Here is a 25,813-nt window from a genome sequence, read left to right on the forward strand (position 1 = left end):
TTGTTATCTTTCTTTAAAATTCATTGCATGGAAGAATTAGCAGAAAAAGCAGCTCTTTTCTTTAAGGATAAGCCGGTTAAAAAAGCGTACATTTTTGGATCTGCCGCACGTGGAGATAAAAATCCGTCGAGCGACTTGGATATTCTTGTTGATCTTGATTATGAAAAGGGAGCCGACTTTTTCAGTTTTTTTGACATGCAAGAACAACTCACTACTTTACTTGGCACCGACGTTGACCTGGTAAGCTCTAATGGCTTATCACCCCATATTAAGCCTCAAATTGATCTGGAAAAGAGATTGATCTATGAAAGAGGCTGAATATGATAAGGTGAGGCTTCTTCATATCCTTGAAGCAATCAACTACATAGGAACTTTTATTGAAGGAAAGATTATAGATGATCTTTACAAAGATCCGATGCTACGCTTCGCTATTGAGCGACAACTGGAAATAATAGGCGAAGCTACAAATCACCTATCTGAAAATTTGAAATCGGACAACCCGGAAATTGAATGGCGAAAGGTTACAGCATTCCGGAATTTTATAATTCATGAATATTTTGGTGTTGATCTTGAATTAGTGTGGGACATTGTCATCAACAAGATTTCGCCGCTGTAATTAGTCGTGGAGAGAATGCTTGCAATAATGTAACTTAGAAATTCCTTTTATTAAACTTCCTGAGCTTATTTTTAGGGGATCAAATCTGATCTCCTTTTTTTATTTCCTAACCAGACTGATATACCAATGTCGAAACCTTGGCTTCCGATTCTTTTCCTTTTTGCCACACTAACCACATTTGCCCAAACCTTCCGCCCGCCTGCGGTTCCGCTTATTACCATTGATCCCTACACGAGCGTATGGTCTTTTGGCAATGAGCTGAATGGCTCCCCGACCAAACACTGGACGGGCAAGCCGCAGCCCATGGATGGATTGATCCGCGTGGACGGCAAGACTTACCGCTTTATGGGTGCGCCGACGTCGGTAATGAAAACAATTTTGCCAACAGCGAAGCAAGCCGGGTATACTGCGAAATTCACAACAGTAAAACCCGATCCAAATTGGTGGTATAAAGAAGGTTATAACATTAGCACATGGAAGCAAGGTCCTGCTCCTTTCGGGACAAAAGACCGAAACGATGCCATGCTGAAAGGCGGCACGGAATTCCCGCAGGAAATTTGGTATCGCCGCGAATTCACTTTAACCGCAGCTGATTTTGAAAAACCAACTTTAAACATTTTCCATGACGATGATGTGCAGGTTTTCATCAACGGCGTCCCTGCATTTGATTGTGCGCCTTGTTTTACAGGTGATTATGAGTTCAAACCGATCAGCGCATCGGCAAGAAAAGCATTGAAAAAAGGCAAAAATATCCTCGCAGCTTATTGCAAAAACGGCGCTGGTCCGGGTTACATTGACATTGGGCTTGCTGATGAAATTGCGTTAAAAGGTGCTAATGTGGTTCAGCCAGCAAAACAGATCGCTTTCGAGATGAAGGCTACGCAAACGATTTATACATTTCAGGCAGGTCCCATCCAACTGAAAGCGCGTTTTGTGGCTCCCCTTATCCTTAAAGATTTGCACATGATTTCGCGGCCCGTGAATTATATCGTTTACGATGTGGAATCTTCCGACAAACAGACGCACGAAGTAGAAATCCTGAACGCTGTCTCGGGACTTTGGACGGTGAATGACGCCAGCCAGCAGGTGGCTGGAAAACGCGAAGCCCGGGATGATTTCTTTTTATTATCACTGACCAATACCGAACAGAAAGTGCTTGGCCGTAAAGGTGACGATGTGCGCATTGACTGGGGACGCGCGTTTTTGTCGGCTCCGAATCGATTTGTTAAAAGCTCTGGGTTTGGCGCGGCAGAGGAGTTAATTGAGATGTTTACCAAAAGTGGTTTTGTAACTGCAAACCAGCGGGTTGCCGCGAATGCAGATACCAGGTCGATGGCTTATGTTCTGGCTTTCGGCAATAAGATTGGCCCGGAAAGCAAATCAATTCATGCAATTTTAGGTTACGACGATGTATTTTCAGTTCAATATTTCGGTCAAAATCTGCGACCGTGGTGGAACAAGGACGGCAATAAAACTATTGAACGTGAGCTGGCCGACGCCGAAAAGGATTTTGATAAAGTGATGAAAGAATGCGAAGCGACAGATGAAATGATCTATCAGGATGCGCTGAAAGCAGGTGGAAAGCAATATGCGGAGCTTTGCGTGCTATCTTACCGTCAGGCGATTTCAGCGCATAAGCTGGTGGCTGATCTAAGCGGCACACCATTGTTTTTATCCAAAGAAAATTTCAGTAACGGCTCTATTGGAACAGTCGATATAACTTATCCATCAGCGCCATTATTCCTGCTTTACAACCCAACATTGCTAAAAGGAATGATGGAACCGATTTTCTATTACTCTGAAAGCGGAAAATGGACCAAACCATTCGCTGCGCATGACGTAGGCACATATCCGCTTGCAAACGGCCAGACTTACGGCGAGGACATGCCCGTCGAAGAATCCGGTAACATGCTAATCCTAACCTATGCTATTTGCAAAGCCGAAAACAACATTGAATTCGCCAAAAAGCATTGGAAAGTGCTGAGTGTCTGGGCCAATTATCTCAAAAAAGAGGGCTTTGATCCAGCCAACCAGCTTTGCACCGACGACTTCGCAGGCCACCTCGCCCGCAATGCTAACTTGTCAATAAAAGCCATTATGGGCTTAGCATCCTATGCAAAAATGGCCGAGCAACTCGGCAACACCAAAGAAGCGACGGAAGTAAATACATTAGTAAAAGAATTTGCCCAAAAGTGGATGCAACTAGCCGACAGCGGCGACCATTACGCACTCACCTTCGACAACAAAAATTCATGGAGCCAGAAATACAACATTGTCTGGGACGAACTTCTGAAACTCAATGTCTTCCCAAAAACCGTCGCCGAAAAAGAGATAAAATATTACCTAACCAAACAAAAACCCTTCGGCCTCCCACTCGACAGCCGCAAAACCTACACCAAATCCGACTGGATCATCTGGACAGCCACATTGGCAGCCAACCAACAGGATTTCGAAGCATTTATCAAGCCCGTTTATAAATATGCCATGGAAACGCCGGACCGCATTCCACTCTCGGACTGGCATGAAACGGTTGATGGGAAGTCTGTTGGATTTCGGGCCAGGTCGGTTGTAGGTGGGTATTGGATGAAGGTTTTGGGGGAGAGGTGGAAGTGATTTGATTTCAAAAAAATAATGGCGACCAGGTGTTTCCGTGGTCGCCATCGTTGATTTAATCTTACTTATGGTAACTCTGCTGGCTCCACCTCTTTTATTGACTTATGATCTACAAATATGTGCGCATAGCCAAAAGTGCTTTCTGAATCCGTGAATGCTGTAAAGTTTAAAACTTGTTCTTTTTCGGCCGCTTCGAATGTTATTGCTTGTTTTTTCCACGTCCCTTTCCAGTTTTTCAAACTCATTGTCATAGCATTCTTTTTGGTGCCATTTGAATAGATCCAATCTACCACAACTGCTGACGCATATGTCGGCGTAAGATTGTTTTGTTTCACTGCACAAATAGAACTTGTCGTATAATAGGTCAACTCATACAATTTACCTGGTGTCAGATTTTTGATAGTAGTTTCAACTGAAGACCGCTTACCTGTTGAAGTTCCGTCCTCTGTCCAAGTCTTCTTAGCTTTTGTGCTTATAGTCAGGAAGGAACTTGCATTTGGTACATCTTGAATTGGAGATATGGGACTTTCCCATGGCCATGCCGGATTTCCAAACAAATGAGTAAAATTTGAGGAACCAGTTGGATACCCAATTAAATCACTCGAAGTCGAGCCGCCTCTTTGCCATCCATTTGGATAGACATTTGAACCGAGCGGTCCAAATGTTGAGTGGAAGATAGGGAGAACTTTAATATATCCTCCATCATCTCGCATACTCGCATCCGTCCTTTCACTCTTAGCAGGCTGCGGAGTCTGCGCATCCTCCTTCGAGCAGCTGTTCAGCATCATTAAACAAGCCAATCCCAAGCCGATTGGCAATTTTTGTACTAAATTCATTTTTGTTGTTTTTGTAGTTAAACATTTATTTCTGTTACTGGCTACAAAACAAGCTTTTAAGTAATGATCTAGCTGCTTCAAATGAATGTGCGGGGGATTGTGTTTATTTGTCGGTTATAAGAAGTGTCGGTTAAGTGAATGGTAATTTTCGGATAGTAGCTATTACTGGTTTCGGCTCGATATAGCTTGATATTGTGACGATTATTTCTGCGAAGTAGTAAACATTATTTATGCCACGGTTACGAAATACGTTCGTCAATACATACACCATGATCAGACTAAAGGCCTGCGTTCAATTTGCATTTCTCCAACACTTTCTGAAGGCGGCTTAGGATATTGTGTTTATTGTTTTTAATGGTCAGGGGATTCCTCTGGCCATTTTATGCTGCTAGTGTGTGACCTTCAATCAATGTCAGCGTCTTAAGATGTGAATCTAAACACGCTTTGACTATGAAAATTTACTACGTGTATATCTTGAAATGCTTTGATGGGAGTTATTATACTGGCGTTACGAATTGCTTGGAGCGACGATTTGCGGAGCATACTTGGGGTATAAATGTTACGTGTTACACCTATACACGACGGCCTGTGGAGTTGGTGTTTTCTTGTGAGTTTAAATATATCAATGATGCAATTGCTTTTGAGAAGCAGGTGAAAGGTTGGAGTAGGAAAAAGAAGGAGGCTATTATTCGTGGGAAATGGAATGAATTGAAGCCTTTGGCAGAATGTCAGAATCAGACGCATTCAAGGAATAACAACGCAGATGAGAACTAGGCTTTGGATTGAAGGAAGTTATATCCCTGTCAGCCTGAGCGGAGTCGAAGGCACGTTGCCAAGGAGTAGCGTGCCTTCGACTCCGCTCAGGGTGACAAGTCAACAACCCTACCCTTCCAAAACCAACTCTTCCCTCCTCTGCTGCTTCCTTGCTTTGCGCCCGGCTAGTCGCTCCTTCACCCTATCCACAACGTAGTAAACACTGGGAACCAGGAACACGGTCAGCAACAACGAGCTTGTCAAACCACCGATAATGACCCAGGCCATGCCGTTTTTTACTTCGGCGCCGTCGCCGGAGGCCAGGGCGATGGGGAGCATACCGGCTATCATGGCGATGGTAGTCATCAGGATTGGGCGGAGGCGTTCTTTGCCGGCTTCGATCAGTGCGTCTTTTAATGCGTGGCCCTCTTCTTTCAATTGGTTGGTAAAATCGACGATCAGGATGGCGTTTTTGGCTACCAGACCGAGGAGCATGATCATACCGACGATTGAGAAGATGGTTAAACTTTCCATGGTAAGGGCCAATGCTGTTAATGCGCCTACTAATGCAACCGGGATTGAGAACAATACAACAAACGGGTAAATGGTGCTTTCGTAAAGGGCGACCATGATCAGGTAAATGAGCACGATGCCGAGTACGAGCGCCAAGCCTAAGCTTCCGAATGCGTCGGCCTGGTTTTTCAGGTCACCGCGGTATTCGATAAAAACGCCTTCGGGGAGTTTTACACTGGCCATTTTGGCTTGAATGTCGGCACCGATTGAACCGGATGGACGGCCGATTACTTGTGAATTAATGCTGATAGAGCCCAGGCGATCAATCCGTTGCAGGACGCTTTCACCCATTCCTTCTTTGATGGTTGCGAATTGGGATAATTCAAATGCTTGTCCCGAACTGTTCACAAAACTCAGGTGACGAATGTCGTCGGCACTGGAACGGTTGAACTGATCCAAAGTCACCATAATGTCGTATTCCTTGCCATTTTCCTTGAATTTCGAACGGTCGTCGCCACGAAATGCGGTTTGCAACGCTGCACCAACTTCGGCGGCGTTGATGCCTAGCTGTGACATTTTTTCACGATCCAGCTGCACACCTACCTCCGGTTTCGGATCGTCAACGGAATAATCTACATTCGCGGTCCCCGGTATCGAAGCTACAACTGCTTTTACCTGTGCAGCCACTTTACGGATTGTCGGCATATCAGTCCCTTTTACTGCCACCTGAATCGGCGCCTGGTTGGCATTCCCTGTGATGGAAGTGGGGGCGACTGTTACTTTTACGCCCGGAATTTGCAGGATTTCTTTTTGAATTTCTGTACCAAAATCTTCGGAAGACATTGTACGCTCCTTTTTATCAACCAATTGAACGGTCAGATCGGCAATGTTGCTGTTGGAAGTTGTACCCAAACCTGTGCTGCTGTAACCGACATTGGTAAACACTTTGGTCACTTCTTTTCTGCCTAACAATAACTTTTCAACTTTCTGCGCAACTTGATTGGTTTGGTAAATAGATGCTGTTGGCGCCAATTCAACGGATACATTCAATTCGCCGCGATCACTTTGCTGCATAAATGCCGCTCCAATAAAACCTCCCGGAACCAGCGCAATTGAACCAACAATTAATGCCAGCGAAAGAATGAAAACATATCTTTTATGACCCAAAACCCAGGTCAGCATTCTGCCGTACTCGTCTTTGATCCGATCCAAAAAACGCTCAAAACCGAGGTTAAGCTTGCCCCAAAGGGTGTTTTTATCTAAAATTTCTATTTTACCAAAACGCGAAGCCAGAAGCGGAGTAAGTGTAAATGAAACGAACAAGCTCATTAATGTCGAGAATACAACCACGAGGGAGAATTCTCTCAGAATGTTACCGATCAAACCGGAGGTTAATGCGAGCGGCACGAAAACCACAACGTCAACTAATGTGATCGCTAAGGCGGTGAAACCTATTTCTGCTCGTCCGTCCAATGCGGCTTGCCATCTGCTTTTACCCATTTCCATGTGGCGGTTGATATTTTCCAAAACCACAATGGAGTCATCGACCAGGATACCAACAACCAGCGAAAGCGCCATTAATGTCATCAGATTGAGTGAAAAACCTAAAAGGCTCATCAAAATGAAGGTCGGGATCATGGACGAAGGCAATGCAACGAGAATAAACATCGAGCTCCGGAAACTGTGCAGGAACATTAACATTACAATGGATACGATCAAAACCGCCAGTCCAAGGTCAAAAACCACCGCATCGGCCGAGGCCAATGTGTAAATGGATTGATCGGATGCAATGTTGAATTTCAAGCCTGAGGAAGCATATTGTTTTTCCAGAGTCGTCAAACGCTCGCGTGTCAACTTGCTCACATCCACCGCATTGGCGTCGGATTGTTTCTGAATCTGCAATGCAACCGATGGAGCACCATTAATGTGGTTCACGGCAGTTGCATCGGCTGTGCCATCATATACTTCGGCAATGTCTTTCAAAAACACCTGCCCGCCCGTGCTATTGCGACCAACGATGACATTTCTCAGATTTTCTACGGTAGTCAGTTTGGCATCAAAGCGAATTGAAAGCTGATCTTCCTGCGTCTTAACCTGCCCTGCCGGATAGGAAGTGTTTGCATTGTTAATCGCAGCAGAAACCTGTGCAATTGACAAGCGGTATGCTTTTAATTTATCTTGACTAATATTAACCTGAATCTGACGTTCCGTTCCACCAATGATCGTTACCTGACCCACGCCGGTCACGTTGGAAAGTTGCGGTTTTAGTTTATCATCAATCAGATCATACAGCGCTGATGGTGACATATTTGCAGTAACACCCATTCTCAAAACTGGGATTTCGTCGGTTGAGAATTTGTTGATTACCGGGCGATCGGCATCGTCGGGAAGCAGTGAAATTACTTGCTCTACTTTGCGTTGCGCTTCTTGCTGCGCTAAATCGACGCTGATGCCTTGTTTCAGCTGAATAATCACAGACGAAACACCTTCTTGAGAAGTGGAATTGATCTGGTCCAAACCTTCGATCGCCGAAACGGCATCTTCAATGTGTTTGGTAACATTGGTTTCAACTTCGTCCGCAGCGGCACCGCGGTAAGTCGTCATTACACTCACAACATTGGCCTCGAATTTAGGCAACAGGTTGTAAGACAATTGTTTATAACTGATCACACCAAATAGTATCAACACCGTGAATACTACTATGATGAAGAGCGGTCTTTTTACTGCTACTTCGGTGATTGACATAACATTCTGATTTGTTGATGGATACTATTTTGTAACATTAACCGCCGCACCTTCGCTGAGGTTGATCTGGCCGGTTGTAATCACCGTTTCACCCGATTTCAAGCCTCCCAAAACTTCGATATTGTCGCCTAATTCACGACCTACTTGAATTTTACGTTGTTTCGCCTTGCCATTTTCGACGGTGTACACATAAGGATTACGCACACTTTCCACCAACGCGCTTCTTGGAATCAGCAACGCCTGCTGGCTGCTCTTTTGGCTGAATTCAACGCTCACGAATGTTCCTGCACGTAACTGATTGGCATTTTTAATTACAATTTCAACCGGATAGTTATGCGATTCGTCGCCCTGTGGGGCAATGTAAGAGATCACTCCGTCGATTTTTTTATCAGGAAAAATGCTTGAACCCACTTTCACGTGCTGACCTTCTTTCAATTTATAAACATCATTTTCAGAGATCATTACCTGCACTTTCACTCGGGAAACGTCCAGGATTGTTCCTAGCGAAGTTCCTACATTCACAAACTCACCCGGCTCAATGTTCTTCTTAATTACGCGACCGCTGATCGGCGCTGCAATGGAAGCATCGTTAATCTGTTGTTTGATCTGCTCGGCCTGGTTCAATGCGTTTTCGTAGTTGTATTTGGTATCGTTCACCTGCACTTCTGTCGCGGCATTTCCGGCCAAAAGCTTGTTATACCGATCCGTATCTTTTTTCAATTTGTTGATATTGAGTTCAGTGGCTTGCAGTGAAAGTTCTTTCAATTTGCTGTCCACCTTCACCAGCGTTGCGCCTTGCGACACGTATGTTCCCAGATCATATTTCACAGCCATAACCTTACCCGCAGAGGTCGCCATGATTTCCGCTTGTTTAAATGGAATCAGACTTCCCGTGCGAACCAATTGCTGATCCGTGCTGCCTTCTTTGACCGAAACAGCGGTCACCGGAATGGTCACATTCTTGTTGTCCGGCATTACTTTCTTTGCATCCATCTTGGACTTGTTGGCTACCAGCCGGAAGCCGATGAGGATTCCAATAATTGCGATGGAACCGATTATTATGAGTTTTCTTTTCATGGTATTTCTTACGGCAGTGTTGAATAAAAGTTGTTGAGTGTGCCTTGCGACTGTTCGATGCCTAATTTGGCCTGATAGTAACTTAGCATTGAGTTGATATAGTTGCTTTGGGCTTCTTTATATGACGTTTCTGCATTGAGAAGATCGGATAATGTTACAGTGCCCTCCCTGTATTGCAATGTGGTTACGTCGTACACTTCTTTTGCCAAAGTGACATTACTTTCGTCGTTGCCGAGGTTCAGCTTTGCTTTTTGAAGCTGCGTAGTGGCGTTGTGATTTTGCAGTTCGTAATTCTGAACATTCAATTTCAGCTGTTCATTTTGCGTTAAAAGATTCAAATCCGCTTGCTTGTATTGCGCGTCTCTTCTGAAACTATCAAAAATTGGTATGGACAATTTCACGCCAATCGCGCCAAAACTAAACCAGTTGCCCCACGATTCGCCCAGGTTCTGTCCCAGCGACTGCATGCCATATCGGCCGTAAACAGACAATTTGGGAAGGTAACCTGCTTTAATTCGCTGTTTTTCGAGGGATTGCAATTGCATATTGATGTTTTGGATTTTGAAATCGGTAAGATTAGCGGCATCAAATTGCTCTGGCTCCACTAATTTGAAAGGCTGATTTAATGGATTATCAGTCAGTTCAAGCTGTTCGGCCAGGGGCATTCCCATTTGGAATTTCAGCTGGTTTTGAGATAAAATCAAATTGCTTTCTGCGAGCGTCAGTTGTGATTTAATGTTGTTCAAACTCACCTGCGTACGATCGAAATCAACTTTTTTGATTACACCGTTGTCCAATTGCAGTTGCAAAGTGCCCAGTATCTGCTGGGTTTTTTCGAGGTTATCTTTCAAAAGGTCAATTTGCGCGCTCGTCACAAAAACCTGATAATAAGCATCGGTAACATTAAAAATGATCGTCTCTTTCGTTTTCTGAGCGTTCAATGCAGCATTTTGAAGATTTGGCTTATTAGCCTTGATTCCCACTAGCAATGCCTGGTCAAAAATCACCTGGTCTGCCTGCGCTGAAACATTGGTCGAATATTTTGTTCCCAGGGCAACGCGACGATCTTCGCCGCCAAAAAGAGCTCCTGGTAACACAGTGGATTGCAGCTTAATGTTATCATCAAGCGCACCATTACCCGCCACTTGCGGCAGGTAACCTGCCAGTGCCTCGCGTCCTTGTTGCACGGCAATGCTCTCTTTGTACTGGGCTATCTTAACATTGCCATTGTTCTTGATCCCGTAAGCAATGCAGTCTTTCAGGCTCAGGCGGGTTTGCGCCCAGGAGGGCCCAGCCGTCGCAACGAATGCCAGCATGGCTATGATCCATTTACTTTTCATCTTTTCTGATTGTTGATTATTTGTGGCTAATCTTGTATTTAGTTGATAGGTCTACTGGTGATATATCAACTATTTATTTAAAAAATTTCATTTTTCCGCTACGGCTGCAACTCTATCCAGATAACCCATAAATGTTTTCCGCTCTTCTTCCGTAAAATGCTCCATTACACGGTTATCGAATGCGATTACCAATGACTGAATGCGCTCACACACAAATTTTCCGCTTGCCGTCAATGTTACGAGGTTCTTTCTTTTATCCTCAATGTCGCTTTCTATTTTCAGAAAACCGTCCTTATGTAATGTCTGCACAGAACGCTGAATCCCCGCTTTATCTTTTTGAAGCAAATTCGCAATGTCTTGCTGGGTCATAGCGTGCTCCTGGAAATATACAACCATTAAAATTGGCAACTGTTCGGCCAGGACCGGAATGCCTTCCTGAACCAATTGTGCATTCATTTTCTTGAAAACAATCTTCGTCACAATCCCCAGCTTGAATTGCAGGGAGTTTTTCATTTCCTCTTTAATGTTCGAAAAAAATTTGGGATGTGTCGTGTTCATGATGCAAATGTATATTACGTTGACATATCAACCAAATGATTATTAAAAAAGTTTTTGGAGCCCAAAAACTTTTTTAACGCACTTACTTACTAAGCGTCTTAATCAGCATCCCCTTCGTAACCTTATCCGAAAGCGACATGCCGTTAATGATCGCCAGCTCATCCATTTGCTTGTCCTGCTGGTTGTTATCCTTCAACGCATCTTTCAAAGAACCATCCCGCTGAACGGTTTTGATCCTGATACGATCCGGTTGCCGGTTGAGAATGCTTCCGTCGGTAACCGATTTGAAACCTTGTGCTATTGATTTAAACTGACCTGCACTTGCGCCAAAATTCGCAGCCTGCGCAACGCCGTGGATCGCATAAATGTTACCGCCATATTGAATCAGCCAGGTTGCAACCTGGATGGAGTTTGCTGTGGTGGCAGCCTGCTGGCCAGATTGCGTTTGCGCTGCCTGGGTCGAGATCATTACAATCGCAGGGTTACCATTGATCGTTGTTTTCTCATTTTCAGAAACTTGCAAGCCATAATTTTTTACCGTAGCCTGGGCCGCTTCTTCTAATGTTTTACCCGGTGCAATTGTAAAAATCACCATCGACTTTCCATCTTTCGCTCCCATTTGGAATTGCGCCGGCGAGTTTTCATACTGCCATCCGCTTGGAACCGGGAATTGCAATTTCAGTTCAGGATGGTAAAAAGTGTTATTTTCAACAAAACCTTGTTTTGGATCGGCTCCATAAATAATACCTTCGATTTTACGCAAGTAAGCATCGCGGTTGACATTGTATTTGCCTGGATTTGCCTTTTGATACTCCGTCGCCAGCTTTTGCACTTTCGACTGTCTGCCGCCCGGATCAGGGTGAGTTGATTGAAAAGTAGGGATTGCCTGGCCGCTTTTTTCACCGATTTTTTTCAATGTGCCAAAAAAGTCGGCCATCTCGTGCGCATCATATCCGATTTTGCTGGAATATTCCACACCTATCTTATCCGATTCAGTTTCGTGATCACGGCTGTAACTCAGCAATAATAATCCAAGCGCCTGCTGCGTCTGATCCGCCATTCCACGGACAGTTTCCGAAAGAACCATTCCGGCCATTAATCCTACCTGACCAAAGATCTGCGAAGTTTGCTGACGCGCCGAATGCCTTGCCGTAATGTGGCCGATCTCGTGACCCAATACGCCGGCGAATTCTGCCTCATTATTAAAGTGTGCCATAATCCCCCTTGTGAAGTATACGTAACCGCCAGGCACAGCAAAAGCATTGACCACCGGCGAGTCTACGATGAAGAATTGATAGGGTAAATCAGGCCGGTGAGATACGCCGGCCATCGCTTTTCCCTTCTCATTAATGAAGGAATTCAGGTTTTTATCGTCATAAATCCCCATTGTGGCCACAATCGACGGATGAGATTCGGCCCCAAGGGCGATCTCCTTTTCCTTCGACATAAAGATTATTTCCTTCTTACCGGTAACAGGGTTTTTGGAGCACCCAGACAGGAAACCTGCACCCAGAAGGCAGACAAGCATGTGAAATTGAAATTTCATTTTCATAGAAATTAAAAAAGAAGACTAAAGAGAGTGTTACTCAAAATTGAACATTGTGGTTAACGAAAGAATCATGCCAATTCCAGCGGTGCGCATGATGCGTCCGGCTTGCAAACTAAATATATTTTATATTAACTGTGCTAATTATCTAAATTACGCCAAATTGGTATAGCGTTTTCCAATCAAGGCAGACGCCGGTTCAGCAAGGACAACTGAAATTACATTTACACTATGCATTCGAAAAAAAGTATTTTCAGCCTGTTACCGTCCTGGTTGGTGCGCTTCGATTTTATGGGCATTTTCGAGCAGGATCCGTTTGGCAACTATTTGATTATCAAACGTTTTATAATATTCATCATTGGGTGGTTTACTTACTACAGATATACGGCTGTCAATAAAATAGAAATCATCGGCAGCGATCAGCTCATTGAACTTCCCGATAACGGCGTGCTTTTCCTCTCCAACCACCAGACTTATTTTGCAGATGTAATTGCTTTTTACCACATTTTCTGCGCTACCAAATGGGGATATAAAGACACCATTTCGCCACCATTTTATCTGTTTTCTCCGCGTGCAAGATGCTATTATGTAGCGGCTTCTGAGACGATGAAAGAAGGGATTCTTCCCAAACTTTTCAGCATTGGCGGCGCTATCACCATTGAACGCTCTTGGCGTGCCAATGGCGAAAACGTGACGAGGCAATTGGATAATGCAGCGCAGGACAAGATTGGAATGGGCCTGAAACATGGCTGGGTCGTAAGCTTCCCCCAGGGAACCACCAAACCTTATGCGCCTGTGCGGAAAGGAACGGCACATTTGATCAAAGATCACCAACCTATCGTGATCCCGGTGGTTATCAATGGTTTCAGAAGAGCATTTGATAAAAAAGGCTTAAGATTTAAAAAAAGGAACACAAAACTGACTGTACATTTCAAACCTCCCATGCATTTTTTACCAGACGAATCGCTGGAAAGCATGATTGACCGCGTCACAAAGGCGATTGAACAGGAAGCGCCTAAGGACGGAACAGCCGCTATTCCCGTCGCCTGACATCCGAAAATGTCTTCTCCGCGTAAATAAAGTTCAGATAACCCACAGCAACATTCAATGAAGGGCAAGAAAGTATTGATTACCGGCGGAACAGGATTGATTGGCAAAAGACTCACTCAATTATTGCTCGAAAAAGGTTACGAAGTAGCCTTTTTAAGCCGAAAAAAAACAAGCATTCCGTCTGTTCAGGTTTTTGAATGGAATGTTGAAAAAGGTTATATAGAAGAAGGCGCGCTTGAAAACACCGATTACCTGATTCATCTCGCTGGCGCTGGCGTCGCGGATGAGCGCTGGACAGAAGAGCGTAAAAAGCTTATCATTTCCAGTCGGACTGAAACGGCGAAGCTGATCCTTGATAAGTTAGTTGAGAAAAACATCCGGCCGGCTGCATTTGTTTCTTCTTCCGGAAGCAGTTACTACGGAGAAGATACGGGTGATGTTCGCAATTCCGAAAGTTCGCCGCCGAACAATGATTTCCTATCGCAAGTGACAGTTGTTTGGGAAAAAGCGGCCGATGATATTGCGGCATTGGGTATAAGAACTGTGAAACTCAGAACCGGAATTGTATTGAGCAACGAAGGCGGCGCGATCCCAAAAATGGCTGCCCCGGCAAAATTTGGCTTCGGCAGTCCGCTGGGTTCGGGTAAGCAATGGATTTCATGGATCCATATCGATGACCTTTGCAGAATGTACATAGAAGCAATGGAAAATGAATCGTGGCAAGGCGCTTATAATGCCATTGCAAGCCAGCCTGTTACGAATGAGGAGCTTACCAAACAGATCTGCATTGCGCTTAACAGGCCGCAATGGCTTCCCAATGTTCCCTCATTTGCTCTGAAAATGGTTTTTGGAGAAATGGCAAGCGTGGTCTTAGGCAGCAGCTATCTTGTTAATGAACGAATTGCAAAGGAAACCAATTTCCAATATCGGTTCAGTGAACTGGATAAAGCGCTCAAAGACATTTTGAGTTAACATTCTCAATGGCAAACGCTTATTCTTCTTCTTCCTCTTCCAGTTCCTCTGGCGTTAATGCCTGCACTGTTTCAAGCCACTTATCGCGTTGAAGTTTGGCTTTAAAATTGTCCATGACATTCAATTGAATGTTCCCGTTACTGAATGTGGACATTTGCAAACCTACAAAAGCCAACGCTTCATTTAGCCGTGTTTCCAAAGGTGTGCTGGTAAAAATGCAATCATGCCAGTACCATTCCAAAGACTCGCCGGCAACTTCCTCAACGATATTCATGTAATCTTGCAGCGTATATCCAATAAAAGGTTTCCCAAAACGCGCCCATAATAACTGCATAACAGTGTCTAACGACTGCGCATGATCGGTTTTCTTCCTCAAATACAAGTCCAGAATAAGCGCAACCAATGCTCCTTTATGATAAACCGAAACTTTGCGATTGGGAATTCCTTTCTCATAACCATCCAGCCAAAGATCAAAGGACGAATCCGCCAGCGAATGCGTGGCATGTGAACTGGCTTCGAAATGCCTTTTCATGTAAACCTGTAATTCCTTAATGTAATTTTCGTCGGTAAAGACGCCAGCCCGTTTCAGGAAGAGATCCCCATAATAAGTGGTGCAGCCCTCCGCGACAAAACAGGTCCGGAAATAGTTTTCTTTGGTAAAATCATAAGGTAACAACTCGGCAGGCCGGATGCGTATAATGTTCCACGCGTGAAACAGTTCGTGCGAGCTCACGCCCAGGAGATCTGAGTAAAGCCCTTCGCCCTCATCGTCGGGCCCCAGCACAATCATTGTGGAATTGTGGTGCTCAACGCCGTGATAGAATGCCGTAGGAAGAATCAGGTTGAGAAAATGATAGTCTGCTTCCGGAAACTCGCCCATCATTGCGATCTGCTCGCGGGAGAAACGACGGAAGTCACGGGTAATTCTGTGCCAGTTCGGCTGTAAATTTCCGTGCATCCATATTTTAAAGTTCACATCGCGAACCTGATAATGACGTTCCTGCAAGGTTTGAGAAGCCAGCAACGGGCTGTCGACCAATTGGTAAAAATCCTTGGCTTTTAAAACATTGCCCTCCGCCGGAAGCCCGCAGGCAATTCTGTAACCCTCCGGCAAATCAAGATGGATGGTGTAGGCTTCGCCTATCCGCCCTTCGGTATACATGCAAAAGTTGATGAAATTGAGATACCACAGCTCCTCGTCCACGTAACTGCTCCCTGCATTTTGAATAGCTGCGTAGAATGTGTAACGGATCTTTATCTCTTTTTCACCTGCCGTTGCAACCTGCCAGCGGTCTTTCGTTACTTTATGAATAGAGAGATTCTGATCGGTCTCAGAGATCGCTTCAATAAATTGAATATTTTTAGCGAAATTTTGAATTTCGTATCGTCCGGGTCGCCAGGCAGGCAGCTGAATTTCGATTACCTCTGCATCAATTTGAGGTATAGTGTAAGTAATGTTAATGAGATGAGACTGCGGATCAGATACGTAAATATTATAATGCATAGAGAATGAAAGGTAATTTGAGGAGTGGGTAGCACTAATTCAGGTGTAAACCAAATTTCGCGATTTCTACGTTACCAGTTACAATGTTATAAAATAAACGATTTTAAGATGAAAAGTAAAATCCTCCTGTTATGCTCGGTCTTGTTTAGCATGATAATCAGCCCGTCATTAATGGCACAAGATGATGAATATTACCGCCCCGACTCGCTGCGAAAAGAAAAAACCGAAGAACCGGAAAGGCCGCCCGCTGAGCAAAGAGAAGTGGTTGAGAAAAAAACCTTGGCCGAATTCAAAGACCGTCCGTTTATCGACAGGGTGCGATTAGGCGGCAGTTTCGGGCTGAGCCTGGGAACGGTTACCAATATAAACCTTTCTCCCATGGCTGGTTACGAGCTGACCGAAAAGCTGGTTGCGGGTGTGGGTGTAACGGGCATGTATTACAAATCGCGCTATTTCGGTTTCAATGAATTCTATTACGGAGGTCGCGGGTTTTTAATGTACTCCATTTTTCCAATGGTCAATGTGATTGCGGAACTGGAAGGGATGAATGTAGAAGTGGATACATTTACAAAATACGATACACGCAAGTGGATCGCATCGCCCATGTTGGGAGCCTCTTATTCGCAGCCGCTAGGAGCGCGATTTATAAAAGCCGTTCATTTTACAGCATTGTTTAATTTAAATTATAACAATCAGCTCGATGATTACGGGAATAACATTTCACCTTACGGCAGTCCGTTTGTATTTCGGATCACATTCCTTTAAGAATTCTGACTTATACTATATAATAATGAACCACTGTTTGACCGCAGTGGTTTGATTTTTTACCACCAATAGGAAAGCCTGCTTAATGCGGCCCTACATTAACAACTAATATTATGGAAAACCCCGTTCTAATTTTTGGTGCCGGCGACCTGGGCGTTCAGGCATTGGATATATTTAAAAGGAATAATGTGCTCGTTTATGGTCTTCTGGATGATCATAAGGAGCTGCATGGCAAGGAATTTGGCGACGTGAGTGTGTTGGGAAACACGGATGATACTGGTTTTCTAAGCATATTAGGAAGCAAATGCGAAGCGTTTGTTGCGATCGGAGAACGTTCGGTGCGCGAAAGACTGGTGGAAACATTGACAGATGAGTATAACATAATGCCCATTAATGCAATCCACGACAGCGCATTGATCTCGGAAATGGCAACGATAGGTCACGGAAATCTGGTTGGCGCACGCGTCACGGTCGGAGCGAAGTCAAAAATCGGGCACCATTGCCTGATACAAACAAGTGCCGTAGTGGATACGTGGGTGCAAATTGGCGATTATGTGACGATTGGCGCAGGAGCGATTATTAACGACCGTGCGAAAATCGGGGATGGCGTCTTCATCGGATCCGGCGCAATTATCGTGGCTGGAATTGAGATTGGCAAGAATGCGCGGATTGGTGCGGGCTCGGTGGTGGTTGAGAATGTGCCTGCTAAGGCCACGTATTTCGGCAATCCGGCACGCAAGATCTGACGCCAATAAAATTCCCCCATAGTTTTTTTATTAAATCGAAAGACATTACCTTTGCAGTCCTTTTGACAGAAAAAGTGAAAGAGCTAAGTAAATACAACATAGACATTTACGGTTTGGAAGACAAACAGTATGCCTATGAAATGGAGTCGGGAGATGCATTTTTCGAGGAACTTGAACAGGATCTGATCGAGTTCGGCCATTTCAAAACGCATGTTGTGCTGAACAAATCTGCAACTATGATCCAGCTTAATTTTCACACAGTTGGAAGCGTAACGCTGACGTGTGACAGGAGCCTGGAACCATTTGAGGAACCGATTGATCAGGATGATCGCATTATTTTAAAGTTTGGCGATCATAATGAGGAGCTGACAGACGAGATCGAGATCATCAATCGCAATACGAACAGGATTAACGTAGCCCGTTATCTTTTTGATTTTATAGCATTAGCGCTTCCCATCAAAAAGATCCATCCGGATTTGAGAGATGAAGAAGAGGAAATAGATCCGTTAGATGAAGCAGACGGCATTTTGGTTTATTCATCAGAAGATGTGAAGCGTGCGGACGATGAAGAAGAACAAGAAAAGATTGACCCCCGCTGGGAAGCTTTGAAAAAGCTGAAAGGCGAGAATTAATATATTCGAAAAGATTTTATACCCCAGTGGTTTCAACCGCTGGACTCAAACAACAAATAAACATACAGAACATACAGTAGCATGGCACATCCTAAGCGGAGACATTCCACAAGCCGTCGCGATTCGCGCAGAGCACATGATTTCCTTACCGGAAAACAATTAGGCACTGATTCTTCAACAGGAGAAATTCACCAATTCCACCGTGCACACGTTCACGAGGGCAACTTGGTTTACAGAGGTAAAGTTGTAGTTGAAAACTATTCGAAAACAGTCTAGTTTCAGTCGATGAGTATATCAATTTCGCAGCAGCCGTATAAAAGTTGTTGCGAAATTCTTTTTTACTACGGCACATCTGCTAAATTTACACCTTCGATTTCTAACTTATTAGTCTAAAATAACAGCGTGTAAATGAAAATTGCGGTAGATGCTATGGGGGGAGATTTGGCTCCACAGGCAATTGTTGAAGGGGTTATTCAGGCCGCTTCTGAACTACCATCCGAGGCGAGAATCGTTTTGATTGGCCGTGAAAGTGCGATTTGGGACATTTTTAACCAAAACAATTTCACTCCTACTAATGTTGACGTCGTTCACGCAGAAGATGTTATTGAGATGGGGGAACATCCAACCAAAGCCCTTTCTCAAAAACCAAATTCCAGCATTGGGATCGGTTTCAAGCTTCTGAAAGAAAAAGAAGTTGACATATTCTGTAGTGCCGGCAACACAGGCGCTATGCACGTAGGAGCGCTTTTTAGCATAAAAGCGATCGAAGGAATAATAAGACCAGCTATTGCAGGATTTGTGCCACAAATCGATGGCAGTTACTCAATCATGCTGGATATTGGTGCCAATGCCGATTGTAAGCCCGAAGTGCTTGCCCAATTTGGAGAAATAGGCTCTATTTTTGCTCAATATACTTTTCAGATTGATAAACCGCGGGTTGCCCTGATGAACATCGGGGAGGAAGAACAAAAAGGTTCTCTTACAACTCAGGCCACTTATCCCCTGCTCAAACAAAACAAGCGAATCAATTTTATAGGAAATATCGAGGGTAAAGATCTCTTTACCAATAAGGCTGATGTGATCGTAACTGACGGCTTCACAGGCAATGTTTTATTTAAATTGGGCGAATCATTCTATGAAATTTCCAAGCAGCGAGGTTTTAACGATGAATTCGTAGATCAAACAAATTACGAATCCATTGGCGGAAGCTCGATCATTGGTGTGAATGGCAATGTGATGATCGCTCATGGCATATCATCGCCGGTGGCAATTAAAAATATGATTGGCTGGGCTTATAAACAGGTTAGGTCGAAAGCGTATTTGCATATAGCGCAGGCGTTGAATTAATTTCCAATTGCTGACAACCACGAAATGAGTAAACTGATTCTGTCCCCTTTACAAAAACCTATTCGGATTTTGAATAGTTAAATTTATCATGACCCATATAAAAGCCTCTATAACAGGAATACAAGGGTATGTGCCTGATTATATTTTGACAAATGCCGAACTTGAAACAATGGTTGCGACAAATGACGAGTGGATCGTCAGCCGCACTGGCATCAAAGAAAGGCATATCCTCAAAGGTGAAGGTTTAGGGAGTTCTCATATGGGTGCCGAAGCTGTAAAGGGTTTACTTGCCAAAACAAACACCCTTCCCAGCGAAGTCGACCTGCTGATCTGCGCTACTACAACCCCTGACTTTGTTTTTCCTTGCACCGCCAATCTCATTTGTGATATGGTTGGGATTAAAAACGTAGGAAGTTTTGACATTCAGGCGGCTTGTTCAGGTTTTGTTTACGCACTTACCCTTGGCTCTCAATTTATTGAAACCGGAAAATATAAAAAGATCGTCATCGTAGGCGCTGATAAAATGTCCGCGATTGTCGATTACACCGATAGGAAAACGTGCATTCTTTTTGGCGACGGAGCAGGCGCTGTTTTGCTTGAACCCAATACCGAAGGAAACGGGATCATCGATTCTATCATAAAATCAGACGGTGCAGGTTATCCCTATCTGAACCAAAAAGCAGGAGGAAGCCGCTATCCACCCACGCACGAAACCATCGATGCCCGGTTACACAGTGTCTATCAGGATGGCGCTCAGGTTTTTAAGTTTGCGGTGACCAATATGGCTGATATATCGGCCGAAATCATGGAAAAGAATGGTCTGAGCGGTGACGATGTTGCGTGGCTGGTTCCACATCAGGCAAATAGAAGGATTATAGAAGCAACGGCAAACCGCATGGGTGTGGGGATGGATAAAGTGATGGTTAACATCCAGAAATATGGAAATACAACATCCGCAACCATTCCACTATGTCTTTGGGATTATGAATCGCAATTGAAAAAGGGTGATAATCTCGTGCTGGCTGCCTTTGGAGGCGGATTTACGTGGGGCTCCATTTATTTGAAGTGGGCCTACGGCGAATAAAATATAAATACTAATTTTTGAATTAAAATGGCAACTACCGCAGATTTGCGTAACGGATTGGTGATTCACTACAATCATGATCTATTTCAGGTGATTGAATTTCAGCATGTTAAGCCCGGAAAAGGCAATGCATTCGTCCGTACCAAGCTGAAAAGCCTAACTTCGGGTAAGGTTTTGGACAATACATTCTCCTCTGGCGCAGGCATTATTCCTGTTCGTGTGGAAAGACATAAATTTCAGTTCCTGTACAAAGATGAAGTAGGATATAATTTCATGAATTCCGAAACATTTGACCAGGTTTTGATCGATGAAAAACTGGTAACAGCGGCTGATTTGATGAAAGAAGGACAGGAAGTTGAAATCCTGATCAATACGGAGACCGATGCAGCGCTTCTTTGTGAATTGCCGCCATTTGTTGAACTTGTAGTGACCTATTCTGAGCCTGGTTTGAAAGGTGACACGGCCAACTCTCCCAAGAAAGCCATTGAAGTGGAAACCGGCGCAAGAATCATGGTTCCTTTGTTCATTGAAGAAGGCCAGAAAATCAAAGTTGACACACGCACCTACGATTACGTAGAAAGAGTAAAATCGTAGCCCAGCGATCATCCCACAGTTTAATCTTGACTAAATGGAAACCAAAGAAATCCAAAAATTGATTGACTTCATTGCCCAGTCGGGACTTGATGAAGTGAACATTGAAACAACCGATTTGAAAATAAAGGTGAAGCGCTATGGTTCTGCACCAACGGCATCATTGTCTTCATCGCCAGCGGCACCGGCGCCTTCTTATGCGCCTGTTACGCCTACAACGGCTGTTACGCATTCGGCTCAAACCGAGCCAACGGTTTCCTCAGAACCAGCATCTTCCAATCTGATCACTATAAAATCGCCGATGATCGGCACGTTCTATCGCGCATCAAGCCCTGAAACACCTGCATTTGCCAATATTGGCGATGAAATTAAGCCAGGTAAAGTGGTTTGTGTCATTGAAGCAATGAAGCTTTTCAACGAAATAGAATCTGAAATCTCAGGAAAAATCGTAAAAATACTAGTTGAAAACGCAACACCGGTAGAATTCGACCAGCCTTTATTCCTTGTAGAGCCTGTTTAAGGCAATGGACGATCTGTAAAACTTAATTGATTTTCATGTTTAAAAAGATACTCATTGCCAACCGGGGCGAGATCGCCTTGCGTGTTATCAGGACCTGTCGTGAAATGGGCATCAAAACGGTTGCCGTGTATTCCACAGCCGACCGCGACAGTCTCCATGTTCGCTTTGCAGATGAAGCCGTTTGCATCGGTCCGCCGCCAAGCCGCCAGTCCTATCTGAGCATTCAAAATATTATTTCAGCAGCCGAGGTTACCGGCGCAGATGCGATACATCCGGGTTACGGATTCTTGTCTGAAAATGCTGAATTCTCTCAAATATGTGCCGATTACGGCATTAAATTCATTGGTGCAACCGCCGCTCAGATCAATGGAATGGGCGATAAGGCAACTGCCAAAGCAACCATGATCACTGCCGGTGTTCCAGTTGTGCCCGGTTCAGAAGGTTTATTAGAATCCATAGAGCAAGGCAAAATGCTGGCAGAAGGCATTGGTTATCCTGTCATCGTAAAGGCAACTGCCGGTGGTGGTGGCCGTGGAATGCGGATCATTAACAAGCCCGACGAATTCGAAAAGGCATGGAATGATGCCCGTACGGAATCCGCTGCTGCATTTGGAAATGACGGGTTATATCTGGAAAAATTTGTTGAAGAGCCACGCCACATTGAGATCCAGATCATTGGAGACCAGTTTGGCAAAGTTTGCCACTTATCAGAGCGCGATTGTTCAATCCAGCGCCGTCACCAAAAACTGGTTGAGGAAACACCCTCGCCAATTATTACCGACGATTTGCGGGAAAGAATGGGCGCAGCTGCTATCAAAGGTGCGCAAGCCATTGGTTACGAAGGTGCGGGAACGATTGAATTTCTTGTTGATAAACACGGTGAGTTCTTCTTCATGGAGATGAACACCCGTATCCAGGTCGAGCACCCAATCACAGAGGAAGTGACTGATTTTGACCTGATTAAGGAGCAAATTAAAGTCGCAGCCGGTGAACCGATCACAGGTGTGAACTACACACCAAAGCTGTTTGCAATGGAATGTCGCATCAATGCAGAAGATCCGGCTAATAATTTCAGACCGGCTCCGGGTAAAATCACCAATTTGCACTTTCCCGGCGGACACGGTGTTCGGATTGACAGCCACGTTTACAGCGGCTACACCATTCCGCCCAATTACGATTCCATGATTGCGAAGCTGATCGTCAGCGGCCAGTCACGCGAAGAAGTAATCACCCGGATGAAGCGTGCTTTGCAGGAATTTGTCATCGAAGGAATCAAGACAACGATTCCATTCCATATTAAGCTAATGGACGATCCCGGCTTCAAATCCGGAAATTTCACAACGAAATATCTGGAAACGTTCGACTTTTCAACGCTGTAAGCGGATAAGATTGAAACAAAAAATGGCTGCTAGTTTGAACTGGCGGCCATTTTTTTGTTTTGAGTAAAGCTCAATGCAGGATTGCGAGCATTTTTTTAGTTGCGTCCATTCCTTCCTTAATCGTCCTAACCGAAGGCGTCCCGTGATAGTAACCTGCTAAATGCAATGTATCGTAGGCTTCGTTTAAATAAGACAGCAATGTCTTGTTGTACTTTCTTAAGCGGTTGCGATAATCTTCAATGCTTTTAGGCTTTACAAATCTTGCACCTTCTCGTTTCTTCAAATATTCATCAGCTATCATGAGCGCTGCATTATAAGCCGTCCCCGAAGCCATTTGAACATACTTAATGTCTTTGTACTCAATCCCTTCCTTCTGCGCTTTCGTACTTAAAATTTCCCGCGCATTTGCGAGATACCTGTCAATCTCCGGATAATCCATGTGCGTGTATATGTTTTTTAAGTTGGTTACTTCTTAATGGCAATAAAACCAGCTCATAAGGTCGGTTAAATGCTTTCTGGTTTACTTTGAATCGATCCGCCAGCTTTCTGATAATGTCTTTGGACATTCCTTTTCGATAATGCAGAATATCTGACACGTATCCTTTGCTGACATTCAAAAGCGCAACCAAGTCCTTTGCCTTCATTTGATGCTCCGACATTAGTGATCGCAAAACGCTAACAGGGTCAGATTCTTCAAAAGTATCCGTTTCGGAATCATATTTTTCGATCAGGACGGTTAGCAGGTCGATCTCGTCCTCATTTTCAGCATGGCTGTTGTCGCTAAGCAAATATTCCAGCTGCTTGCAATAGTTGTCATACTGCTTTTTGTCTTTAATCACCTTGTATTTAAGTGTTTCTACCATCTCAATATGCATTTACATGATACTGTCTCTGCTCCTTACATAATGTGGTGTAAGTTGCATGCGTCCCAATCCAGCAGACAAAAAGATGTGCCTGCCTTTCGCCAAAAACATACGTACAAATCATCCTGTAATTGTTTCCGGCAATATTAAAAACCACCCTATTCGTTCCGGTTCCTAATAAATCAGCAAATCCGAAAGTGCCTTTTATATCTTCCGGCTTATCCCAATCTGCATATTTGACCTTCGTAAGCCAGTCGCCGAAGGAAGATCGGCATTGTGGATTTGAAACAACAAAATCCTCGATAGTGGCCCTTTTTATAAGGTGAACTCTCATGAAATAGTGTGTAAATATAATTAAAAAGTTAGCAAAAAGAGAACTTTTGCTTGATGAAAAAAGCCTGGCTTTTACCAGGCTTTCAAATATACACAAACTCTTAAACACTAGCCGGCAGCGAATACGGCGCTCTGTATTTCCTCGTCAGATACTTATTCGCATCATCATCATTTACAAACTTCTCTGTCTTTGGGTCAAAGGTTAATGCTCTTCCAGTTCGGTATGCAATGTTGCCGAGGTGTGCCAGGCCGGAGGATAGGTGGGCGGTTTCAACTGGACCGTTGACCATTTTCGGGTCCTTCGCGATTACGGCGTCGATGAAATTTTTGTAATGGTCACCGCCTGCTTTGCGGGTGGGGCCGGGTTTCTTTTCCTTACCCAGGAATGTTTCGTAGAAATCGTAGCCTTTTACGACCATATAGCCCTCCGAACCGTAAAAAATATTCCCGATCCCGGTGCCTCCTTCGTCATTGGTCATCCACGGGCGTACTTCAAATTCAATGATCTTTTTCTCTTTGGGATATACAAATGATGACGTTAGCACTTCGGGTGTTTCTTTGGCGTCGTTCCACAAAAACTTGCCGCCCGAAGATGTTATTTTCTCTGGGAAACTGTCAACGCCGAGACCCCACATACACATATCCGTTTCGTGAATGCCCTGATTTCCAATGTCCCCGTTGCCATAGTTCCAATGCCAGTGCCAGTCATAATGCACGTAGTTTTTAGAAAACGGCTTCATCTCTGCGGGACCAGTCCAGAGATCGTAATTAAGCCCTGCGGGAACAGGCTCCGTGCCTCTGTCGCCAATATCCGGCCTCCATTTGTATACCAAACCTCTTGCCATGTAAACATTACCGATCAGACCATCACGCAAATGCTTGACTGCTTCCTGCAAAGCTTCGGAGCTGCGTAATTGAACGCCGTGCTGCACAACCCTTTTGTACTTATGAGCAGCCTCAACCAGCTTGCGTCCTTCGCTCAGATTGTGAGAACCAGGCTTTTCTACATACACATCCTTCCCTGCCTGACATGCCCAGATAGCAGCCAGTGCATGCCAGTGATTAGGCGTTGCGATGCTGACGGCGTCGATGGATTTGTCTTCAAAAACTTTACGAAGATCATTTTCAGTCTTTACTTTTTTACCCGTTTTCTCCTCAAATTCCTTTGCCCGCGTTTGCAGCACATTATTGTCAGGATCGCAAAGTGTTGCTACTTCGACATTCGCCAGGTTTGTAAATCCTTTGATATGGTCCTTTCCACGACCATTAACCCCTAACACCGCTACACGTACGCGGTCATTAGCCCCAAATGCGCTGGCGGGTATAATGTATGGGATGGAGAGCGCAACTGCTGCTCCGGTAGAATTTTTTATAAAATCCCTGCGCGAAACTTCGTTCTGTTTGTTCATATTCGGGAGAATTAGGATGGC

The 25,813-nt window shown here is 44.4% G+C and carries 25 protein-coding genes and 1 pseudogene; 15 read left to right on the forward strand and 11 right to left on the reverse strand.

Annotated elements, in window-relative coordinates; translation table 11 throughout:
* Window positions 1-27: 27 nt before the first annotated feature.
* The 3 genes from mntA to NFI81_RS17625 all read left to right on the forward strand — a co-directional run bounded on the left by mntA (window position 28) and on the right by NFI81_RS17625 (window position 3,229).
* Window positions 28-318: a type VII toxin-antitoxin system MntA family adenylyltransferase antitoxin gene (gene mntA / locus NFI81_RS17615; RefSeq protein ID WP_234611163.1), complete on the forward strand. Its 291-nt coding sequence runs from the start codon at window positions 28-30 to the stop codon at window positions 316-318.
* Complete coding sequence (locus NFI81_RS17620) at window positions 305-616, forward strand: HepT-like ribonuclease domain-containing protein (protein ID WP_234611162.1); 312 nt, start codon at window positions 305-307, stop codon at window positions 614-616. Before mntA ends, NFI81_RS17620 begins: the two co-directional genes overlap by 14 nt.
* A 126-nt stretch (window positions 617-742) precedes the next feature.
* On the forward strand, window positions 743-3,229 hold the full coding sequence (locus tag NFI81_RS17625) for a glutaminase family protein (RefSeq protein ID WP_234611161.1): 2,487 nt from the start codon (window positions 743-745) through the stop codon (window positions 3,227-3,229).
* 65 nt (window positions 3,230-3,294) lie between these two features.
* Here the strand turns inward: NFI81_RS17625 and NFI81_RS17630 are convergent, their stop codons facing one another.
* A complete protein-coding gene (locus NFI81_RS17630; RefSeq protein WP_234611160.1) occupies window positions 3,295-4,146 on the reverse strand; it encodes a hypothetical protein in 852 nt (283 codons plus the stop codon).
* Window positions 4,147-4,515: 369 nt separating this feature from the next.
* Between NFI81_RS17630 and NFI81_RS17635 the strand changes: the two genes are divergently transcribed.
* Window positions 4,516-4,839, forward strand: a complete 324-nt coding sequence (locus NFI81_RS17635; protein WP_234611159.1) for a GIY-YIG nuclease family protein — start codon at window positions 4,516-4,518, stop codon at window positions 4,837-4,839.
* A 108-nt stretch (window positions 4,840-4,947) separates the two neighbouring features.
* Here NFI81_RS17635 and NFI81_RS17640 read toward each other — a convergent pair whose 3' ends face one another.
* From NFI81_RS17640 to NFI81_RS17660, 5 genes are all read right to left on the reverse strand, one after another.
* On the reverse strand, window positions 4,948-8,076 hold the full coding sequence (locus NFI81_RS17640; RefSeq protein WP_234611158.1) for an efflux RND transporter permease subunit: 3,129 nt from the start codon (window positions 8,074-8,076) through the stop codon (window positions 4,948-4,950).
* Between the two features lie 24 nt (window positions 8,077-8,100).
* On the reverse strand, window positions 8,101-9,153 hold the full coding sequence (locus NFI81_RS17645) for an efflux RND transporter periplasmic adaptor subunit (protein WP_234611157.1): 1,053 nt from the start codon (window positions 9,151-9,153) through the stop codon (window positions 8,101-8,103).
* A gap of 8 nt (window positions 9,154-9,161) precedes the next feature.
* Window positions 9,162-10,493: a TolC family protein gene (locus NFI81_RS17650; protein ID WP_234611156.1), complete on the reverse strand. Its 1,332-nt coding sequence runs from the start codon at window positions 10,491-10,493 to the stop codon at window positions 9,162-9,164.
* Between the two features lie 87 nt (window positions 10,494-10,580).
* Window positions 10,581-11,051: a MarR family winged helix-turn-helix transcriptional regulator gene (locus NFI81_RS17655; RefSeq protein WP_234611155.1), complete on the reverse strand. Its 471-nt coding sequence runs from the start codon at window positions 11,049-11,051 to the stop codon at window positions 10,581-10,583.
* An 82-nt stretch (window positions 11,052-11,133) separates the two neighbouring features.
* Window positions 11,134-12,603 carry a M48 family metalloprotease gene (locus NFI81_RS17660; RefSeq protein ID WP_234611154.1) on the reverse strand — a complete coding sequence of 490 codons (1,470 nt, stop codon included), beginning with the start codon at window positions 12,601-12,603 and terminating at the stop codon, window positions 11,134-11,136.
* 225 nt (window positions 12,604-12,828) lie between these two features.
* Here NFI81_RS17660 and NFI81_RS17665 point away from each other — a divergent pair, with 225 nt between their 5' ends.
* On the forward strand, window positions 12,829-13,647 hold the full coding sequence (locus NFI81_RS17665) for a lysophospholipid acyltransferase family protein (protein WP_234611153.1): 819 nt from the start codon (window positions 12,829-12,831) through the stop codon (window positions 13,645-13,647).
* A 57-nt stretch (window positions 13,648-13,704) separates the two neighbouring features.
* Complete coding sequence (locus NFI81_RS17670) at window positions 13,705-14,619, forward strand: TIGR01777 family oxidoreductase (protein WP_234611152.1); 915 nt, start codon at window positions 13,705-13,707, stop codon at window positions 14,617-14,619.
* A gap of 19 nt (window positions 14,620-14,638) precedes the next feature.
* On the opposite strand, the gene NFI81_RS17675 is transcribed toward NFI81_RS17670, so the two are convergent.
* Window positions 14,639-16,123, reverse strand: a complete 1,485-nt coding sequence (locus NFI81_RS17675) for a M61 family metallopeptidase (protein ID WP_234611151.1) — start codon at window positions 16,121-16,123, stop codon at window positions 14,639-14,641.
* Between the two features lie 108 nt (window positions 16,124-16,231).
* Here NFI81_RS17675 and NFI81_RS17680 point away from each other — a divergent pair, with 108 nt between their 5' ends.
* From NFI81_RS17680 to accC, 9 genes and pseudogenes are all read left to right on the forward strand, one after another.
* Window positions 16,232-16,888, forward strand: a complete 657-nt coding sequence (locus NFI81_RS17680; protein ID WP_234611150.1) for a hypothetical protein — start codon at window positions 16,232-16,234, stop codon at window positions 16,886-16,888.
* Between the two features lie 113 nt (window positions 16,889-17,001).
* Window positions 17,002-17,625, forward strand: a pseudogene (locus NFI81_RS17685) (acetyltransferase); the annotation flags it as partial.
* A gap of 83 nt (window positions 17,626-17,708) precedes the next feature.
* Window positions 17,709-18,266: a YceD family protein gene (locus NFI81_RS17690; protein WP_234611148.1), complete on the forward strand. Its 558-nt coding sequence runs from the start codon at window positions 17,709-17,711 to the stop codon at window positions 18,264-18,266.
* Between the two features lie 81 nt (window positions 18,267-18,347).
* The gene (gene rpmF, locus NFI81_RS17695; protein WP_084439466.1) at window positions 18,348-18,542 is read left to right on the forward strand and encodes a 50S ribosomal protein L32; all 195 of its coding nucleotides are present in this window, start codon (window positions 18,348-18,350) and stop codon (window positions 18,540-18,542) included.
* Window positions 18,543-18,674: 132 nt separating this feature from the next.
* A complete protein-coding gene (plsX, locus tag NFI81_RS17700) occupies window positions 18,675-19,613 on the forward strand; it encodes a phosphate acyltransferase PlsX (RefSeq protein ID WP_234611147.1) in 939 nt (312 codons plus the stop codon).
* A gap of 88 nt (window positions 19,614-19,701) precedes the next feature.
* Window positions 19,702-20,697: a beta-ketoacyl-ACP synthase III gene (locus NFI81_RS17705; RefSeq protein WP_234611146.1), complete on the forward strand. Its 996-nt coding sequence runs from the start codon at window positions 19,702-19,704 to the stop codon at window positions 20,695-20,697.
* A 27-nt stretch (window positions 20,698-20,724) separates the two neighbouring features.
* Window positions 20,725-21,291 carry an elongation factor P gene (gene efp, locus NFI81_RS17710; protein WP_234611145.1) on the forward strand — a complete coding sequence of 189 codons (567 nt, stop codon included), beginning with the start codon at window positions 20,725-20,727 and terminating at the stop codon, window positions 21,289-21,291.
* A gap of 34 nt (window positions 21,292-21,325) precedes the next feature.
* Window positions 21,326-21,808, forward strand: coding sequence for an acetyl-CoA carboxylase biotin carboxyl carrier protein (gene accB / locus NFI81_RS17715; protein ID WP_234611144.1), 483 nt, complete (start codon window positions 21,326-21,328; stop codon window positions 21,806-21,808).
* A gap of 35 nt (window positions 21,809-21,843) precedes the next feature.
* Window positions 21,844-23,187, forward strand: coding sequence for an acetyl-CoA carboxylase biotin carboxylase subunit (accC, locus tag NFI81_RS17720; RefSeq protein WP_234611143.1), 1,344 nt, complete (start codon window positions 21,844-21,846; stop codon window positions 23,185-23,187).
* 70 nt (window positions 23,188-23,257) lie between these two features.
* Here accC and NFI81_RS17725 read toward each other — a convergent pair whose 3' ends face one another.
* The 4 genes from NFI81_RS17725 to NFI81_RS17740 all read right to left on the reverse strand — a co-directional run bounded on the left by NFI81_RS17725 (window position 23,258) and on the right by NFI81_RS17740 (window position 25,792).
* Window positions 23,258-23,626: a DUF5618 family protein gene (locus NFI81_RS17725; protein ID WP_234611142.1), complete on the reverse strand. Its 369-nt coding sequence runs from the start codon at window positions 23,624-23,626 to the stop codon at window positions 23,258-23,260.
* Window positions 23,607-24,050: a helix-turn-helix domain-containing protein gene (locus NFI81_RS17730; protein WP_234611141.1), complete on the reverse strand. Its 444-nt coding sequence runs from the start codon at window positions 24,048-24,050 to the stop codon at window positions 23,607-23,609. Before NFI81_RS17730 ends, NFI81_RS17725 begins: the two co-directional genes overlap by 20 nt.
* A gap of 1 nt (window position 24,051) precedes the next feature.
* Window positions 24,052-24,384, reverse strand: a complete 333-nt coding sequence (locus tag NFI81_RS17735) for a type II toxin-antitoxin system HigB family toxin (protein WP_234611140.1) — start codon at window positions 24,382-24,384, stop codon at window positions 24,052-24,054.
* Between the two features lie 100 nt (window positions 24,385-24,484).
* Window positions 24,485-25,792 (reverse strand): Gfo/Idh/MocA family oxidoreductase, encoded by a 1,308-nt coding sequence (locus NFI81_RS17740; protein ID WP_234611139.1) that lies wholly within the window; start codon window positions 25,790-25,792, stop codon window positions 24,485-24,487.
* Window positions 25,793-25,813: the final 21 nt, after the last annotated feature.

The organism is Dyadobacter fanqingshengii (assembly GCF_023822005.2).
In the GTDB taxonomy this organism is placed as follows: Bacteria; Bacteroidota; Bacteroidia; order Cytophagales; family Spirosomataceae; genus Dyadobacter; species Dyadobacter fanqingshengii.

Excerpts from the sequence above, each read along its gene's own strand:
- NFI81_RS17640 (WP_234611158.1), bottom strand. The coding sequence starts at position 8,076 with ATGTCAATCACCGAAGTAGCAGTAAAAAGACCGCTCTTCATCATAGTA.
- NFI81_RS17740 (WP_234611139.1), bottom strand. The coding sequence starts at position 25,792 with ATGAACAAACAGAACGAAGTTTCGCGCAGGGATTTTATAAAAAATTCT.
- accC (WP_234611143.1), top strand. The coding sequence starts at position 21,844 with ATGTTTAAAAAGATACTCATTGCCAACCGGGGCGAGATCGCCTTGCGT.
- rpmF (WP_084439466.1), top strand. The coding sequence starts at position 18,348 with ATGGCACATCCTAAGCGGAGACATTCCACAAGCCGTCGCGATTCGCGC.
- NFI81_RS17675 (WP_234611151.1), bottom strand. The coding sequence starts at position 16,123 with ATGCATTATAATATTTACGTATCTGATCCGCAGTCTCATCTCATTAAC.
- plsX (WP_234611147.1), top strand. The coding sequence starts at position 18,675 with ATGAAAATTGCGGTAGATGCTATGGGGGGAGATTTGGCTCCACAGGCA.
- accB (WP_234611144.1), top strand. The coding sequence starts at position 21,326 with ATGGAAACCAAAGAAATCCAAAAATTGATTGACTTCATTGCCCAGTCG.
- NFI81_RS17665 (WP_234611153.1), top strand. The coding sequence starts at position 12,829 with ATGCATTCGAAAAAAAGTATTTTCAGCCTGTTACCGTCCTGGTTGGTG.
- NFI81_RS17735 (WP_234611140.1), bottom strand. The coding sequence starts at position 24,384 with ATGAGAGTTCACCTTATAAAAAGGGCCACTATCGAGGATTTTGTTGTT.
- mntA (WP_234611163.1), top strand. The coding sequence starts at position 28 with ATGGAAGAATTAGCAGAAAAAGCAGCTCTTTTCTTTAAGGATAAGCCG.
- NFI81_RS17680 (WP_234611150.1), top strand. The coding sequence starts at position 16,232 with ATGAAAAGTAAAATCCTCCTGTTATGCTCGGTCTTGTTTAGCATGATA.
- NFI81_RS17705 (WP_234611146.1), top strand. The coding sequence starts at position 19,702 with ATGACCCATATAAAAGCCTCTATAACAGGAATACAAGGGTATGTGCCT.
- NFI81_RS17730 (WP_234611141.1), bottom strand. The coding sequence starts at position 24,050 with ATGGTAGAAACACTTAAATACAAGGTGATTAAAGACAAAAAGCAGTAT.
- NFI81_RS17635 (WP_234611159.1), top strand. The coding sequence starts at position 4,516 with ATGAAAATTTACTACGTGTATATCTTGAAATGCTTTGATGGGAGTTAT.
- NFI81_RS17660 (WP_234611154.1), bottom strand. The coding sequence starts at position 12,603 with ATGAAAATGAAATTTCAATTTCACATGCTTGTCTGCCTTCTGGGTGCA.
- NFI81_RS17625 (WP_234611161.1), top strand. The coding sequence starts at position 743 with ATGTCGAAACCTTGGCTTCCGATTCTTTTCCTTTTTGCCACACTAACC.
- NFI81_RS17725 (WP_234611142.1), bottom strand. The coding sequence starts at position 23,626 with ATGGATTATCCGGAGATTGACAGGTATCTCGCAAATGCGCGGGAAATT.
- NFI81_RS17670 (WP_234611152.1), top strand. The coding sequence starts at position 13,705 with ATGAAGGGCAAGAAAGTATTGATTACCGGCGGAACAGGATTGATTGGC.
- NFI81_RS17655 (WP_234611155.1), bottom strand. The coding sequence starts at position 11,051 with ATGAACACGACACATCCCAAATTTTTTTCGAACATTAAAGAGGAAATG.
- efp (WP_234611145.1), top strand. The coding sequence starts at position 20,725 with ATGGCAACTACCGCAGATTTGCGTAACGGATTGGTGATTCACTACAAT.
- NFI81_RS17620 (WP_234611162.1), top strand. The coding sequence starts at position 305 with ATGAAAGAGGCTGAATATGATAAGGTGAGGCTTCTTCATATCCTTGAA.
- NFI81_RS17645 (WP_234611157.1), bottom strand. The coding sequence starts at position 9,153 with ATGAAAAGAAAACTCATAATAATCGGTTCCATCGCAATTATTGGAATC.
- NFI81_RS17650 (WP_234611156.1), bottom strand. The coding sequence starts at position 10,493 with ATGAAAAGTAAATGGATCATAGCCATGCTGGCATTCGTTGCGACGGCT.